Here is a 16838-nt window from a genome sequence, read left to right as displayed (position 1 = left end):
AATGCAGGATGATGAAACAATTGGTATTTTCAAGACAATTTTGAAAAGGAGGTCCCACAATGAAAAAGCATATTGTCCTGCTCCCTGGGGACGGAATTGGCAAAGAGGTCATCCAATCCGCCAAAGATGTTCTGGAGGCTGTTGCAGCAGAATTTGATCATAGCTTTACATTTGAAACACAGGACATTGGAGGGTGTGCAATTGATTTACACGGCATCCCCCTTCCGGAGTCTACGGTAACTGCCTGCAAACAGGCAGATGCCGTGTTGCTTGGGGCAGTTGGTGGACCAGAATGGGATCGTCTCCCCTCCCATCTTCGCCCTGAGAAAGGACTTTTGGGTATTCGAAAAGCACTCAATCTGTTCGCGAATCTCCGTCCGGTAAAAGCTTTTCCCAACCTATTGCATGCATCACCGCTCAAGGAGGCAGTAGTCAGTGGCAGCGATTTGCTGATCGTAAGAGAACTTATTGGTGGTTTATATTTCGGTACACCTAGCGAGCGCAGTGTTGATGGGCAATCGGTTGTTGACACACTCACTTATACAAAAAAAGAAATCGAACAAATTGTCGATAAAGCTTTTCAAAGCGCCCAGCTCCGTAAAGGGCATCTCACTTCTGTTGATAAAGCAAACGTTTTGGAATCAAGCAAACTTTGGAGGGAAACAGTTGAGGAAAAACAAGCACAATATCCAGACGTAACGGTCGAGCACATGCTTGTCGATGCCGCAGCAATGAAGCTCGTTACAAACCCGAAATCTTTCGATGTGATTGTAACGGAAAATATGTTTGGCGACATTTTAAGTGATGAAGCATCCGTCTTAACCGGTTCGCTGGGAATGCTTCCTTCGGCCTCATTGAATCAAGCCGGTGTCGGCCTTTATGAGCCGGTCCATGGTTCAGCCCCCGATATTGCCGGTAAAGGGATAGCCAATCCTTTAGCGATGATTTTGTCGACTGCACTGATGCTGAGGCATTCATTCCAACTGGAAAAGGAAGCCCGTTTGATTGAAACAGCAGTCCAGGCAGTACTCGATGATGGCTACCATACTGCCGATTTACAAATAGAAAACGGCCACCAGGTCGGTACGGAACAAATGACGGAAATGATTGTGGAATTGATAAAATCACAAAGCGCTACCGTCAGTATCCTAAATTGTTATGCATAATCAATGGACAAAAATATTGATTGCAGGGAGTTGATAAAATGAGCAAACCAAAAACGATTATTGAGAAGATTTGGGAACGGCATGTCGTTCATCAGGAGCAGGATAAACCTGACTTACTCTATATTGACTTACACTTGGTTCATGAGGTCACCTCTCCCCAAGCTTTCGAAGGACTGCGAATGAAAAATCGGAGCGTGCGCAGACCAGAGCTTACCTATGCGACAATGGACCATAATGTTCCCACAAAACACCGGAATATTATCAAAGATGCTATTTCCAAAAAACAAATGGAAACCTTGAAAGAAAATTGTAGACAGTTCGGTATTTCCCTCGCGGATATCGACCATCCCGATCAGGGTATCGTCCATGTTATCGGACCAGAACTAGGTTTGACACAGCCTGGAAAAACAATTGTCTGCGGCGATAGTCACACCTCAACACATGGGGCGTTCGGTGCATTGGCCTTTGGGATCGGCACCAGTGAAGTCGAGCATGTCCTGGCAACGCAAACACTTTGGCAAGCGCCACCAAAAAGCCTGAATGTCCAGGTAAATGGCAAACTTGGCAAAGGAGTCACATCCAAGGACTTGATATTGGCAATCATCGCCAAATTCGGTGTACGCTTTGGTACTGGATATGTCATCGAATATACCGGAGAAGCGATCCGCGACCTGACAATGGAAGAACGCATGACAATATGTAACATGTCCATTGAAGCAGGTGCTCGGGCAGGTTTGATCAGTCCAGATGATACAACGGTCGAGTATTTACGGGGACGGCGCCATGTACCCCAGCAGCAGGAAGAATATGAAGCAATCTCAAGGGAGTGGAAAGCACTGGCAACCGATCATGGAGCTATCTACGATGCCACCGTCGTCATCGATGCGGAGGAAATCGAACCACAGGTTTCCTGGGGAACGAACCCAGGTATGTGTATACCTGTAAGTGCCACCGTCCCCGACCCTGCCCATGCGGAGACAGCTAGCAAAAAAGAAGAAATCGAACGCGCATTGACATATATGGGACTAAATCCGGGACAACGGATGGATGCTGTTCCAATAGAGCACGTATTTATCGGCTCCTGCACCAATTCTAGGTTAAGCGACTTGCGAAGAGCTGCGAATGTAATAAGGGGAAAGAAGGTTCACCGACAAGTGCAAGCTATTGTTGTTCCTGGCTCATTCAGTGTAAAAGCAGCTGCCGAAGCGGAAGGGTTGGATGTTATTTTTACCCAGGCAGGATTTGAGTGGCGCGACGCAGGGTGTAGCATGTGTCTTGCCATGAATGATGATATTGTACCACCCGGAGAACGCTGTGCTTCTACCTCCAACCGCAACTTCGAAGGCCGGCAGGGTAACGGAGCACGGACACACCTTGTCAGTCCTGAAATGGCTGCAGCGGCTGCGATTGAAGGTCACTTTGTCGACGTTCGAAAATTTACCGAAGCAACATTGCAATCGTGAGGGGTGAAAAAATGGAACCGTTAAAAAAGCATGAAGGACTAGTTTATCCATTGAACAGAGCCAACATTGATACCGATCAAATCATTCCGAAACAATTTCTCAAAAGAATAGAACGACAAGGGTTTGGTAAGTTTTTATTTTATAACTGGCGTTTCGACGAAGATGGGACAGAAAAACCTGACTTCACCCTGAATAATAAAAAATACAGTGGGGCTTCCATTTTGGTAGCAGGTGAAAATTTTGGGTGTGGGTCTTCAAGGGAGCATGCACCATGGGCTTTGCAGGATTATGGATTTAAAGTGATCATCGCTCCGAGTTTTGCCGATATTTTTTATAATAACTGTACAAAAAACGGAATTCTCCCCATACATTTAAACGAACTCGAAACAGAAGTGTTGATACAAAAGGCCGAAACCAGGCAATACCGGATAACAGTAGATTTACACGAACAGCAGGTCACCGACGGTCAAGGCTTTCTAGCGGAATTTGACCTTCCGGCGTATCAGAAGCAAATGCTGCTTAACGGCTGGGATGAAATCGCTGTTACCCTTACCCTCGAACAGGCCATTGCCGATTATGAAGCATCACATTAAGGAAATAGAAAATCAAGCGGGGCTGTCTATGATATTTGAGTAGATGTGCCCCGTCGTTATTTACTGTAACCTGACTTTTGTTGTTTCGCATACCGTTTATCTTTCATAAACAGTTTCCAGAAGTAAATGAACCCCGGAAATAAAATAGCGAAACCGAAAATATAAGAAACAAACAAAGCACGAAAAGCATTTGGATTGGTAAAGCCATCCTCGATGGTGATAGTCGGATAAACCAGATAAGGGAGATGTGCCCTTCCATACGCATAGCTTGCCAGTAAATATTGAAGGACAATGACAATGACGGCAATTCTGGGCCACCCCAATTTCCGCTTGCCCAACGGCAGATAAAGAAACAAGCCTGCCAGCAGAAACGCAAATACCGATGCTAACAAAAACGGCAAGTGTTCCATCATTCCTTGATACATCCAAACAGCTTCATAGCGCATGGTAAATATGACCAGGAAAGCCATCAATAGCGTAACAGGGCCTAACAGCAGCGCATCACGACGGTAAATCTTGTACGCCTCTTGTTCATCGGCGTGATTGGAAAAGTCGGCTAACAGCAAGGATGATAGAAACAAGGTACTGCTGATAGCAAAACCGATAAACGACCAAGCGTGATAACTGGTCAGTAATTCTCCGAAAAGCAATTGCTCCACCCCATTTCGGACCTCAATATAATTCCCATGGGTCACCGGAAGAACCAGAATCAGCAAACCCGGGATCAAAAATCCCGTCACACCTGAAATATACGTTAAAGGTTTGCGGTATTCTTCGGCGATGTGGGAAAACACGAGGAATCCACTACGTACAGCCAACAACAGAAGGATGATACTTCCCGGGATCAGTAAAACGGTACCCAGCGTGAATGTAGCTCCGGGAAAAAAGCTGAATAAAGCCACCACAATGGCTACGATAAATACGTTGGTAACCTCCCAAGTCGGGGAAAGGTAGCGGTTTGCTATGTTGGTTGCATTGGTCTTTTCCTTGTTAATATAAACCAACGACCAAAAGCCGGCACCGAAATCCATGGTAGCCATAACCGAATAGATAAAAATAAATCCCCAAAGGACCGTAATGGCAATCAATACATCCGACATGGGATACCCTCTCCTTCTTCCATTTACTCTTGCATATCAATTTCATCTTGAACTGGATGCTTTTTAAAATAGAAACGCAAAACGAGAATTACCGCAATACCTAAAATAATATAGACAAGACCAAACAGTGGGAAGAGAACTCCGAGCTGTGTCGCTCCCGTTACAGCATCTTCGGTTGTCATCATCCGGTATATAACCCAAGGCTGTCTTCCAGTACAAGCGAATATCCAGCCAAATTCGATTGCTAGCACGGCCAAAGGTCCGGATGCAATGAATAAGACCATCAAAGGCTTGGGAAATGGACGTTTTTTAATGAATTTATACCAACCAAGACCGCTAGCTGCAATAAGGATCAACAGCGAACCAATTCCCACCATCGCATTAAACAAGGTATGAACATACAATGGCGGCCACCACTCTTCGGGAAAATCATTCAATCCTTTTACAACGGTGTCGAAACGATTACCGGACAGGAAACTTAGTGCCCAGGGAATCTCGATTGCCCATTTAACTTCTTCTGTTTCTCTGTCAGTAAAACCCCCAATAGCAAGCGGAGCATAGTCCTGTGTTTCGAATAGTCCTTCGGCTGCGGCCAATTTTTCCGGCTGGTATTCGTGTAAAAGCTGTGCCGATTCATGTCCGTTAAGTGCTGTGAGTAAAGAAAATATTCCTCCGACAGTCAATCCAAGCAGCAATGCCTTTTGGTGAAAACGGCGGAGTCTGCTTCCTACCGGCTGTCTTATCATTTTGAAGGCAGCAATGGAAGCTATCACAAACCCTCCGGTCGTATAAGCCGATACCACCACATGTCCGGCAGTAGTAAAGAATGCAGGATTAAAGAAGGCCGCCCAAGGATCCACATCAACAATTTCGCCGTTCTCTATGCGAAATCCGGCGGGTGTCCCTTCGAATGCATGAACATTCGTAATCAGAATAGCTGAAGCAACTGCCCCCAAAGCTACGAGGCATAAGCTGACAATCCGCATCCAGGGAGATATTCGATCGGCGGCATATACATAAATCGACATGAATAAGGCTTCCACAAAAAAGGCATAAATCTCAATTTGGAAGGGAAGAGCCATCACCTCTCCAATCACTTCCATAAATCCCGGCCACAATAGAGATAGCTGTACACCGGCAATTGTCCCGGAAGGTATCGCTACTCCGAGCAGAACAGCAAATCCTTTTGTCCAGCGGTTGGCCATCACGGCAAAATCCCGATCCTTTGTTTTTTGATAGAAGAGCTCAGAAAACAAAACCATGAGCGGAATGCCAACGCCCAAGGTAGCAAATATGATATGAAAAGCCATGGTTGTACCAAACATAGCTCTAGCTGTTTCTAAATGATCCACGAAGTTCCCCCCTTTTTCTCCATCTCAAGATTTTGCCATCACGTTGTGCCTAAAGATTAATGGCTATGCTTTTCACTATGAATAATTTCCTCTATAGTGGAAGAACTTCGGGTATGATGATGCAAGTCACAGTACCAGACATCCGTTTTAATTAAATGAGAAATATCGCATTGACGTGTATGCCGGATAAAGTTTCGCCAAACAGTATATGTATGGGTGTCGACTGGGACTGTTTCATACTCTGTATCCATCCGTTCCCAGTTATGTTCTTCAGCTGATTCTTCCACTTCCTCAGGCGAAGCAAAAACGGGGGTTGATCCCATGATTCCCATTAAAATGAAGAGGAATATAATTTTTGTTTTCATAAATATGCCGCTCCTTCAGGAAGCTGACAAGCTTCCGTCTTATGTTCAAACAAAATGTCGCTAGTAATCTGCCCATAATTGTCCGCCTCTATGCATTATTATTCAACAACGTAAAAATAAGAAAAAAGTGAAACTATTATATAGATGTAATCGTCTATATATTAAGAGGAAACATCGTTCCAGTAATATATGCATTCAGAGTTTACCTCCCCTTTTTAAACTCAGATCGACTGTTTCCTCTTGAAACACTCCACTTCTGATCAATCCCTCGATTGCAAACCTCTTCTTGTCATCCTTTTGCAGGTTTACCTCATTGAACAGATGGGTAACAAGTAAAAACGACAATCTGCAGCAGGAGAGAAAAAACATGCATAAGATACGCCTAATGATTGCTTTAGCGGTTTCAGTCGTCCTGTTAACCGGCTGTCAACAAAATAATGAGGCCAAAAAGTTCGATGTAGAAGGAGAAATAACGTTGATTGATGATGAGGAACAATTGCTTTATATTGATGGCAATCCCATCATGGTGGAGAATCCAAAGGAATTTCAAGTCGGGCAACAGGTGACTGCTGAGTTAATTGATACAAATCCTAGTAGAGGCTGGGATCCGGAACAAATTGTGGTGGAAAACATTGATTTTAATAAATAGTATTAGATGCTACTAACGGATACGGACAAAAGCGCAAGCGCCTGTTTAAAGGAGTACAAGCTAGAGCCGCCACGTCCTGTGGCAACGCCTGCAGGACCCACATCGATTGGGCCTCCGACAAGCTTAAGAACAGCCTCGGCGTGGCGCTTTTTGCCACACAGAGGGTGGGCTTAAGACCTCGAGGGGGGTAGGCGCTGGAGCTGGAGGTTGCTGTTTCAGCCAATGATGATCCACAGGCAGTTAAATTTATCAGTTCCTATACACAAAAAAAGGTATGCTCCCGTAAGTTTTTTGATACTCGGAGCATACCTTTTGCTATTAGTACCGGCTTCAGTCTACCTAAATCAGGCGCCTGCCTTGCGAAATTTCATTCCCTAAGCAACGGCAACGTACAACATCGAAAAGATCCGCCAGACTTGATGATTTCGTTTATATCCACTTCGATAACCTGGTAACCTCTGGCACGAAGTTGTTCATTTACATGTGTGTTTACAGGAAGGCTGAAGATTTGCTTGTCACCGATATTTAAAACATTTGTTCCCAGCCTGAATTGTTCTTCTTTTGTTACTTCGATTAAATCATATTTTGACGCAAGCAAATTAATTTCTTTTTGGCCGAGAGCTTCGGGATAGTACAACGCCTCTGTGGGGGAAATCACATTGAACACACAATCGAGATGCAAGTATTTTTCCACAAACGGAACAGGAATGACTTCGAAATTAGTCAATAGTTTACTTAAATGTTCAGCCGCCTGGCGGTTTGTCCGATTGCTGAGACCTACATAAATCACTTCTCCGTCAATCATGACGTCTCCACCTTCTATCTGGTTGCCGATAAAGTTATAGTAAGATATTGTTTCATCCTCGAGCCATTGTTTTAACTGATCCTGTTCCCCTTTCCTTACCTTGCTGGCCATTTCCGCAACAAAAATAGTCTCCCCAAGTGTAAAACCGATATCACGGGTGAAAACCTGTTCAGGGAATTTTTTATGATAGGGCAGCAATACTACTTCCACTCCGAATTCACGAAGCTTGCTCACGAACTGACGATGCTGTCGAACTGCTTTTTCAATATGGATCCCTTCATTTTTAAATTTCTTTTGCACTTCATTGATGACATCTCGAATTGTCATGTATTGGGGTTCGCATAAGACCACTCTTTTAAGTCGCCCATATTCACTATAACAGTTTGTGTACGCACTTTTGATTTCCATTCGCTACCCTCCGATAATAAACGTTTCCGTTTATTATGGCCTGCAGGGCGGCAAATTATTGTTCAGCAGGTGATAAAAAACCCCGCAACGAAGCTTGAAGTACCGCAAAACAAAGCTCTGTATCGTTATAAATATTTTGCTTAATTTTCTCGATACACTCTTCAATCGGGACTTTTAGTACATCAATTTTTTCATGGGCTTCCAATTTTTGTCCCGTTCCACTACTAATAGATTCGCTATAGTAAACGTGCGTTACTTCATTCGTAATCCATGACGCTGCATACATATTCCCTACATAAACTGCTTTCTCACAGTTTAAGCCGGTTTCTTCCGCAAATTCACGTTTTACTGCAGCATCTAAATCCTCTTCAGGATTTACCCCTCCTCCTGGAAGTTGGACAACAAAATCGTTTACTGGTTCACGATACTGCCGGATTAGCACCAATGAGTCACCGTCTCTTGCCAGCAGAACCACTGACTGGTTATCCTTCTTGCTGAAATACGTTTTATCGTATTTGTTCGTAATGATTTTCATCCCACTAACCTCTCTAACAGACTGATGCTCCACCATTTCCCCTGCCTTCCTTTCATTCTGCGTTTATACTTTTGATTGGTAAAAGTTATGCTTCTGATCGATTGAATCGAACAGTGGCCAATACAACAAACAGGATACTGAGAATGAGGACAACAACCATTTCTTCTGAAAAAGAAATAACATGGCCGAAAACAGACAGGTTCAGCCCCATTGCCTCTCGCAAAACAGGTGCTAAATCCTCCGGCTGAAGAATAATCTTTTTAAACATATCAACCGAATACGTTAACGGATTTATTTTCACCAAAAAATCCATCCATGCAGGCATTCCATTTAAAGGGAAAAGCGCTCCAGACAAAAACAGCATCGGAAAAATCAAGACCTGAATGACCATCTGAAAGCCTTGGGAAGTTTTTAAGCTTGTTGCAATCAAAAGACCGATTGATGAAATGGCAAAAGCCACTAAGAACATGACAGGAATTAATTGGATAATAATTGGTATCGTAATGGATACCCCTATGAACGGAACAAAAACGAGCATCATCAACCCTTGGAATAAGGCAACTGTACTTCCACCAAGCACCTTGCCAATTGCGATAGACGTCCTTGACATCGGTGAAACCAAAATCTCGCGTAAGTAGCCGAATTCCCGATCCTGGACAACCGACAGTGCGGAAAAAATCGCCGTATTGAACACAGTCATGCCAATTATCCCCGGAAACATGAATTCAACGAAATCAAAGTCACGCAGCGGTCCAGCGGCTGCTTCTCCACCCATCATTGAGCCTATCGCACCACTCATACCGCTTCCAAAAAGGATCAAAAACATAAAAGGCATGGCAAAAGAACCAATAAGCCTGGCTCGGTCCCGAAAAAATTTCAGGACGTCGCGCTGCCAAATCGCATATATCGCTTCCATCCTATCCGTGCCCCTTTCTCATACTGGTCTTCATTTTCTCTTTTGAGGAAACCATCTCTTCTCGTATTTCTCTTCCAGTCAACGCTAGAAATACATCATTCAAAGTCGGGCGCCTAAGATTGACTGTCTTTATAGGGATATCAAAGTTTTTGACAAATTGAACAAGGAATTCGCTCCCTTTGTCCACCTGAAATGTAAGGGATCCGCCTGCTTCCTTCACTTCCACTTCATATTTCTCCATGAGTACTGACTTCGCTGCCTGGTTGTCTTCTGTTTCGATTTCAATGATGTCTCCGCCGACATTGGTTTTCAACTGATCAGGGGTATCAAGAGCGATTAATTTCCCATGATCCATGACGGCAACCCTGTCGCATATCTCCGCCTCATCCATATAATGGGTGGTCAAAAAAATCGTGATCCCCGCTTTTTCTTTCAGTCGAAGTATATACTCCCAAATATGGTTTCGAGTCTGAGGGTCTAATCCTACGGTCGGCTCATCGAGAAACAGGACCCTCGGATAATGCAACAGGCCACGGGCTATCTCCAGCCTGCGTTTCATCCCCCCAGAAAAGGTATCAACAATATTTCCTCGTTTATCTTCGAGGTCGACGATTTCTAACACTTCTTTTATTCTCTCTTCCCGTTTTTCTTTCGGCACACCGTAAAATTTACAGTGCAGCATTAGATTCTCGTTGGCGGTCAATTTTTCATCCAGCGTTGATTCTTGAAAAATAAGGCCAATGCTTGATCGGACCTTGTTTTTGTCTGCTACTATATCAAATCCATTGATGCTTGCCTTTCCCCCAGAAGGTTTGATGATTGTCGACAGCATGTTAATCGTAGTGCTTTTTCCGGCGCCATTCGGTCCGAGAAAACCGAATATCTCGCCTTCACCCACTTCAAAATCGACACCTGTCACTGCCTGGAAATCCTTGTAACTTTTTTTAAGTCCCTTTACTTCCACAATATTTTTCATCATGTCCCCCCTAATACCCGTTATTTTCCATCGTCCTTTCCAGAAAACAAGTTCGAACAAGAACATTTCGCACGTAAACAATGGTATCATAAATAACAGAATTCAATTGAAAAAAGTTATGACAAATTCCCCATTTTTTCGACAATTTTTATTATAATAAGAATACAACACTCCAACAATAAGTGAATTAGGATGGTAAACCCATGTCATATAACAAATTGGCCGTTAAATTAATGCTCAATTATTTAATCGGCTCCCTCTTTGCTGTTTTTGGCTTCTGCAGTATATTTATATTGCATCCCTTGCAGGCTTCCAAAACGGAGACCATCGTTTTCCTAGGAATTGTTGTGGTGTCTTTTATAGTGATGCTGGTTCTGGAATATAGCGCTTATTCTAAGCATATTGCTCCGATAAAAAAAGTATTGAAGCATCGACGGCCAACGCTAATGAGATTGGAAGCAGCCTACCAATGTGCACACCGTTTTCCAATGCTTTCCTTTCAACGGATCATCTTGCCTCATTTTATCGGCATCACAGCTCCTGCTGCTATTTTAACGATTTTAGCCATAAATACAGGCTGGCTGTCTTTTCCTTACTATTATGCTTTTATCGCCTGCATTGCGGCATTGCTCATCGCTTTCATGCATGGAATGATTGAGTATTATCTGACAAGCCTCGTCATGCGGCGGGTTTTGACGTTTTTAAAAGAGAAAGGGACTGAGTTGTTTCAAAAAGATATTTCACACGGAGCAGATTTGTTACTGTCAATCAATAAGAAGTTTTATTTTAGTGCCGCCTTACTTAGTGTCTTTCCAATGTTACTGTTCGCTGCAGCAACCACCCTCCGGCTTCATGAATCAGGCTCAGCCTTTATGATGGAATATATTGTTTGGGCAGTAATTGTTGTGATAATCGTCTTAACTTTTGCTCTGTTCGGATCCAACCTGTTAAGCCACGATATTCAAGAACCAGTCGAACAGCTGCAAAATGGTATGCGGAAAGTAGAAGCAGGAGACCTTGCTAAGTTAAACAATTACTATTCAGATGAGTTCAGTCATTTGATCAATGGGTTTAATCATATGGTTGATTCCATCTTAGAAAAGAAACAAATGACCGAGCAACTGCATGATAGCTTTTTCACTGTTTTCGCTGCCACGCTCGATGCCAGAGACCCATATACGGCCGGCCACTCAATACGTGTTGCAGAGTATGCACAGCATATCGGCCGCAGATACGGCTTGTCAGAGGGTGAACTTGCCTTACTTAAACAGTCTGCACTACTTCACGACATCGGGAAAATCGGTATCCGAGATGAAATTCTATTGAAAGACGGAAAACTTACAGAATCTGAATATGAAACGATTAAGCTTCACACTATTATCGGCGAACAAATCCTGCTGGAAATCAAACCTAGCGAGGCCATTTCGCCTCTGCTTCCCGGTGTTCGCCACCATCACGAACGCTTTGATGGACATGGATACCCTGACAGACTGGCGGGAGAAAGTATCCCTTTGTTCGGGAGAATTCTGGCAGTGGCTGATGCTTTCGACGCCATGACTTCTGATCGTAATTACCGAAAAGGAATGTCCTTTAAAAAAGCAATTGCCATTTTGGAAGAAGGGAAGGGCTCGCAATGGGATCCCCGCTTTGTCGATGTGTTTGTTGCATGGTATCTGTCGGAAAACAGAAAACAAGCAAGTATAAAAGCTGCTAACGAGTGAGAGGTTTGGACATACCATAAATCCATATGTAAAAACCGAACAATAACCGGATAGGGAAGGATGAAAAGAACTCCTGTTTCCAATGCAAAAACCGAACGAATTTGTTCGGTTTTTGCATTGGAAACCATGCTTTTGTCTCAACTACTTAGTTTGAACCATATAAAAAAGCCCCCTGTCCTGGTAGAGGGCTTGACGTTTGCGGCGAAAGACCGCCGACCACATTTCGGCGTTTAGCATGTGCATGTCTGTTCGTCTTACGCAAATTAGCTCATCGCCAAATTAATATAACATGTTTCATTCTTCATTGCAATCACCTTGTGCAACCGAAATATCCTCACAACGATAGGGATCCGATATATTTCAAATCATCGACAGCTAATTTATCTACTTTTCCCCGCAAAATTGCTTTTACACTATTCAACGTTTCTGAAAGCGCTACAGACTGTCCGGGCTGATTAGAAAATTCTTCTGCTACAAATAGTGGCTGGGTCAAAAAAGCCTCTAATTTTTTTCCCCTTTCAAACGTGGTCTTGTCGGCCTCTGAAAGATTGCTTACTCCTCGTTGTTCCACAAGATACGTTAATTCTTTTGATCTGCGAAGAACTTTACGTGCTTGCTGCTGCACTTCCATATGGCCACTGTCCAAATCAATATCTTCCAAAACGGTCGAAATCGAAGTCAAAGGATTGACAGCAGGATACGCATGCTTGGCTGCCAATTCCATATCAAATTCCCAAAGGGTTTCAAGCGGACCATATGGCAGCTCCTCATCAACCGCCTCTCCACTCGTATCAACAATCGCGAAAGTAATATTTTTTATACCACTTTCATAAAAACGATCTTCTAATTGGTAAAAATCCTCTGATAAATAGATCCTGCGGTCCACCCCCAGGATAATGTCTGCTGGCTGGTATTTCTCCATGCAAGCGAAAATTTCTTCGGCAGAAGTACTGTAAAATTCCGATTCTGCGAGTGCATCGGCAATATTGCTGTTGCAATCATCTGCAAAAAACATGGAACGAAAACCTTGCTTCTTTAAACGATAAAACACTTCCGCCAACAAAACAAGTTGGCCCATTCCTGGTCTTGCTACCAGTCCCGTTTTTCCTTCCCTTACAAGCGGGGCGAATAAATCCAACACCTTGATTCCAGTTTCGATCATTTTTTCCCCTCCTCTTTGAATGATCAAGTCGTCCACTTCACAGTTTGCTAAAGATGCCAAACGGACTAATGTTCTTACCTCTGCCCGTGCCAACGGAATTTTCCCTGTACAAAGATTGGATACGGTCGCTGGTCTGAGACCAACAGAACGGGCAGCAACTGTTAAATTGGGAACCCGTTTGCGCAGCAAACTAACATTGAGCTTCAAATCCTCCATCTTACCGCCTCCTTACTTTATAAGGTAATTCATTTTACTTTAAAAAGCAACTATTTTCAGAAATATAGAAATAATTCCAATTTAGAGCATAGGCTGTCCTACGTACTGCATAAGGTAAAAGAAAAACAATGGAGGAGGAGTAAAATTTGCGAGGACCTATCCATTCCTTGCACCTCATTCGATATGGGGTCGCTTATGTATTCATCGCCTCAGGTTTAATCAAATTGCTTAACCCAAGTTTCAAGGAAGTGTTCGCAAATACAGGCATCCCCAGTCCTGCTACGCTTCTTTTACTGGTAGCGTTAACTGAGGTCATTGGCGGAGGCTTCATTTTGTTTCAATTTTACGTAAAAAGAGCAGTTGTTCCATTACTTGCAATCATGATTGGCGCCTTGTTGCTGACAAAAATCCCACTATTACATGCAGGTTTCTTATCCTTCGCTTTTGAAGCGAGGCTAGATATCATCATGATCATATTGTTGGCAATACTCTGGAAAAGCTACGGAAAGTGAGAAAGCCCAGGGTGTATCACTCCTGGAAGAAAAACATAGCGATCGATGGAAAAACCGAACGTGGTCCCCCCCAAAAAGTCAGATTTTTTCACTCTAACTTTTGGGGGCGATACCGTGCATGCTTTCGAAATCGCTCGTTTTTTCTTTTCCGACTTTAAAGTCTCCTTCTCACAAGGTGGGCCACATTCGCGCCGACAGAATTATTCGCTTTCCTCTGGTACGCCCTTAGCCAGGAGAATCACTATTTCATATTCTGTTATCGATCGGTTCTTTTGCAAGTCGCTTCAGGTTATGTCTTTCCCTCTTTTTTCTTTTATTCCTTCTCCACAAAATCCAAAAAGCCGAAACACCAGCTGAAAGCAATGCCAAAGTGATGGTAATGCCAAAGTAAGGAGGATAGTAAACCATTTTGATTTCGTTGTGGCCAGGTTTTATTCTCGTACCCAGAAAAGCATAGTTCGCTTTTCGAATTTGTTGCTTTTCCCCATCAATGTAAACATGCCAACCTTTTTCATATGGTATAGGTACCGAAAGAAAATGGTCCCTTTTCTTGTTATCAAGGGATATTTCAATCCGATTGCCATCTAATTCAACTTCTGCATGGTTTTGCGTACCGCCAGCAGCCTCCTCGAGTTCCTGGTAATCTTCCCCATATAAACGAAGATTTTTGAGTGTATAGTTCCCTTCAGGCACCCTGAGGGAAATAACTTCCTCCCTTGGTACGCGAACAGTAATTTCATTAACTTTTGTCCGGTAAATCGACTGTCTTGACTTCCTGCTCGTTTTAAAATCATTAACATGCAAAGGGAAGAGCGGTGCGTGCCTATCGTTATTTAATAAATAGAAGGATACGTAATAATCCTCATAGGATGGACCAATCTGGTTTGTATGGATGTCTATTCCGCCTGTTTTACCGGAGACATTCAACTGGCCATCGTTATAAGTTGCTTCGATTGGTTCTATAGTAGCTTGCTCAATTAAATTAGGCACAGTATCGATTTCAGCTGATTGTTGCGAACTTTTTTCCAGTACGATTCCATCCAACATCGCATGCTCTCGATCAAGTACGGAAGCATCCCTCAAAGCTTCTTCCGTGTATACAATGTCCGATGTACGGACAAATGGAAGACTGTTACGGTTTTGATAAACAACATAATGGTCACTTTCCATGTATTCCGTAAATCCATAAGGAATGTTCTTCTCCTTGTTTTTTTCATACATGATATAGTTACCGCCAAAGAGACTGTACAAATTGGCGCGGTCCCCGAAACCGGAATAACGGCTGACACTTTCCCTTTTCATATCTATCTGTAAATCGTAATAATAAAAAAACAACAATTCCTTGTTTAAAATACTCGAATAGACACTCGTCCCCGGGAACCCCTGAATAAGCGGTGTGTTATTCCTTCCATCAGTCTTCCACTCAACCCTCGGAAGTACTGCAGCGTCCGAGGAAATTACATGATCAATCAAGCGTTGTTGTTCATTCGAAAAATAAGCTTCGCTCTCAACATACGCTTTTGTTGATTCTTTTACCCTTCCAGCCTCATATAGCTTATCGTGTTGGAACTGATTGACAATCACTAAATGAGACAAGAGAATAAAACCGACCAACCATGGCATGACAAAACGAAATCTTCCAGCGGTGACAGTCAATAGCAAGACCCCTATCGCAGTACATACGATGAGGAAAGGAAGTATATCCTTCAAAGATAAAGAATCATCCATCACATAAAAAGCAATGTAGCTATAAACCATCAGTACGGCAGCCGGTATCAATACACGGTGATCTAACCGATTGAAGTGCTGTAGGCCAGCTGCAACAGTACCGCCTATCGAGAAGAAACCCAAGTACTCAAACCGGTGCTGAGGCGCAGACATTCCATTAAAAAAACTGGCGGCCAACGGAATGAAATGCAGGAAAGTGAATAGTATCGCCAACAACGCAAACAGACGAAACGCCCGGATTCGATACAAAGGAAATACAAATAAAAACATTACAAATATGGCAGGGAGCAGATAAAGATGGCTGTCATATAATACGTTGCTTGTATTGTCCAAAAATGGAATGTCATGTTCATAATCAGGTCGATAATTATGGAAAAAGCCCCAGACAGCTGGGACAAAACCTACCGATCCAATTCCAAAGCCTAAAAGTGCCGAAAGGCTAAACTGACGTATTTGCACTTTCAGGGTCGGTTCTTCCGATGTCAATCGGATCGCCCAGCGCAGGCAAACGTATAAGCCGATGAAACAGAAATTGATAAAAGCGAAATAAAAGTTATCAAATAGAGACAACGCCACTGCCATGATCAACCAGCCCGGCTTCTGTTCCCGTATTCCCTTTTCGACTCCGAGCACTAACAGCGGAAGCCATAGAAAAGCATCGCCAAAAAACTCCCAGTAAGTAACGTGGCGGAAATACATAACACAAGCTCCGTATAACAATGCCCCGGTAAAAGCAGGAATGGTGTTCATCTTCATGTATCGAAACAAACAAGTAGTCAAGATGAGAACAATCGACAATCGCACAACACTTATAAATACAGTGGCTTGTGCCCAAAACAATACATTCGGTTCTTTAACAAGCGACAATAGCTCCAAACCGTACACAACTGCAGTTGTTATGTAAAAGAAAATATTAATTCCATAATAATAGGCAAGTTGGGTGAAAGTGCTCCCTCCAAGCCCGTATATAAAGGAATAGAACAGATTGCCGTCCGTAAACTGTTGATAAAGCATGCTTCTGAATGGGGCCATTTGCGAAAGACCATCATTAGGACCAGCCATCAAGCCCCCCTGCCACCATTGATATAGAAAAAATCCGTGGGCTGCAATCGCAGCCACCACACTGAAACCGATCAGCTTCATGAAGTAATTATATTTTCTCATAGACTGC

The 16838-nt window shown here is 43.3% G+C and carries 15 protein-coding genes; 6 read left to right on the top strand and 9 right to left on the bottom strand.

Going from position 1 to position 16838, the window contains the following annotated elements; all coding sequences use genetic code 11:
- Positions 1-59: 59 nt before the first annotated feature.
- The 3 genes from leuB to leuD are packed head-to-tail and all read left to right on the top strand — an operon-like array spanning position 60 to position 3222.
- Positions 60-1166 carry a 3-isopropylmalate dehydrogenase gene (gene leuB / locus ERJ70_RS07835; protein ID WP_209368399.1) on the top strand — a complete coding sequence of 369 codons (1107 nt, stop codon included), beginning with the start codon at positions 60-62 and terminating at the stop codon, positions 1164-1166.
- 38 nt (positions 1167-1204) lie between these two features.
- The gene (gene leuC, locus ERJ70_RS07830) at positions 1205-2629 is read left to right on the top strand and encodes a 3-isopropylmalate dehydratase large subunit (protein ID WP_209368397.1); all 1425 of its coding nucleotides are present in this window, start codon (positions 1205-1207) and stop codon (positions 2627-2629) included.
- An 11-nt stretch (positions 2630-2640) separates the two neighbouring features.
- The gene (gene leuD, locus ERJ70_RS07825) at positions 2641-3222 is read left to right on the top strand and encodes a 3-isopropylmalate dehydratase small subunit (protein WP_209368396.1); all 582 of its coding nucleotides are present in this window, start codon (positions 2641-2643) and stop codon (positions 3220-3222) included.
- Positions 3223-3278: 56 nt separating this feature from the next.
- Here the strand turns inward: leuD and ERJ70_RS07820 are convergent, their stop codons facing one another.
- From ERJ70_RS07820 to ERJ70_RS07810, 3 genes are all read right to left on the bottom strand, one after another.
- Positions 3279-4322, bottom strand: a complete 1044-nt coding sequence (locus ERJ70_RS07820; RefSeq protein ID WP_209368395.1) for a cytochrome d ubiquinol oxidase subunit II — start codon at positions 4320-4322, stop codon at positions 3279-3281.
- A 23-nt stretch (positions 4323-4345) separates the two neighbouring features.
- On the bottom strand, positions 4346-5647 hold the full coding sequence (locus ERJ70_RS07815) for a cytochrome ubiquinol oxidase subunit I (protein ID WP_374099808.1): 1302 nt from the start codon (positions 5645-5647) through the stop codon (positions 4346-4348).
- Positions 5648-5730: 83 nt separating this feature from the next.
- A complete protein-coding gene (locus ERJ70_RS07810; protein ID WP_209368393.1) occupies positions 5731-6039 on the bottom strand; it encodes a hypothetical protein in 309 nt (102 codons plus the stop codon).
- A gap of 367 nt (positions 6040-6406) precedes the next feature.
- Between ERJ70_RS07810 and ERJ70_RS07805 the strand changes: the two genes are divergently transcribed.
- Entirely contained in the window at positions 6407-6688 is a 282-nt protein-coding gene (locus ERJ70_RS07805; protein WP_209368392.1) for a hypothetical protein, read from the top strand.
- Between the two features lie 367 nt (positions 6689-7055).
- Here ERJ70_RS07805 and ERJ70_RS07800 read toward each other — a convergent pair whose 3' ends face one another.
- Genes ERJ70_RS07800 through ERJ70_RS07785 form a run of 4 tightly spaced genes read right to left on the bottom strand, consistent with a single transcriptional unit; the run spans position 7056 to position 10328 of the window.
- Positions 7056-7901, bottom strand: coding sequence for a dimethylarginine dimethylaminohydrolase family protein (locus ERJ70_RS07800; RefSeq protein WP_209368391.1), 846 nt, complete (start codon positions 7899-7901; stop codon positions 7056-7058).
- Positions 7902-7956: 55 nt separating this feature from the next.
- Positions 7957-8472, bottom strand: a complete 516-nt coding sequence (locus ERJ70_RS07795; RefSeq protein ID WP_245208148.1) for an NUDIX hydrolase — start codon at positions 8470-8472, stop codon at positions 7957-7959.
- A 49-nt stretch (positions 8473-8521) separates the two neighbouring features.
- Positions 8522-9352 carry an ABC transporter permease gene (locus tag ERJ70_RS07790; RefSeq protein ID WP_209368389.1) on the bottom strand — a complete coding sequence of 277 codons (831 nt, stop codon included), beginning with the start codon at positions 9350-9352 and terminating at the stop codon, positions 8522-8524.
- A 1-nt stretch (position 9353) separates the two neighbouring features.
- Entirely contained in the window at positions 9354-10328 is a 975-nt protein-coding gene (locus ERJ70_RS07785) for an ATP-binding cassette domain-containing protein (protein WP_209368387.1), read from the bottom strand.
- Positions 10329-10531: 203 nt separating this feature from the next.
- Between ERJ70_RS07785 and ERJ70_RS07780 the strand changes: the two genes are divergently transcribed.
- A complete protein-coding gene (locus ERJ70_RS07780) occupies positions 10532-12049 on the top strand; it encodes an HD-GYP domain-containing protein (RefSeq protein ID WP_209368386.1) in 1518 nt (505 codons plus the stop codon).
- A 334-nt stretch (positions 12050-12383) separates the two neighbouring features.
- Here ERJ70_RS07780 and ERJ70_RS07775 read toward each other — a convergent pair whose 3' ends face one another.
- Complete coding sequence (locus ERJ70_RS07775; RefSeq protein WP_209368385.1) at positions 12384-13427, bottom strand: ATP synthase beta subunit C-terminal domain-containing protein; 1044 nt, start codon at positions 13425-13427, stop codon at positions 12384-12386.
- Between the two features lie 146 nt (positions 13428-13573).
- Between ERJ70_RS07775 and ERJ70_RS07770 the strand changes: the two genes are divergently transcribed.
- Positions 13574-13939: a DoxX family membrane protein gene (locus tag ERJ70_RS07770; RefSeq protein ID WP_245208147.1), complete on the top strand. Its 366-nt coding sequence runs from the start codon at positions 13574-13576 to the stop codon at positions 13937-13939.
- 246 nt (positions 13940-14185) lie between these two features.
- Here the strand turns inward: ERJ70_RS07770 and ERJ70_RS07765 are convergent, their stop codons facing one another.
- The gene (locus ERJ70_RS07765) at positions 14186-16831 is read right to left on the bottom strand and encodes a YfhO family protein (protein WP_209368384.1); all 2646 of its coding nucleotides are present in this window, start codon (positions 16829-16831) and stop codon (positions 14186-14188) included.
- Between the last annotated feature and the right edge of the window lie 7 nt (positions 16832-16838).

It is taken from the genome of Sediminibacillus dalangtanensis, from assembly GCF_017792025.1.
GTDB classification, from domain to species: domain Bacteria; phylum Bacillota; class Bacilli; order Bacillales; family Amphibacillaceae; genus Sediminibacillus; species Sediminibacillus dalangtanensis.
Note: the sequence above shows the minus strand (reverse complement) of the source record. Positions and strands in the feature narration are given on the sequence as shown.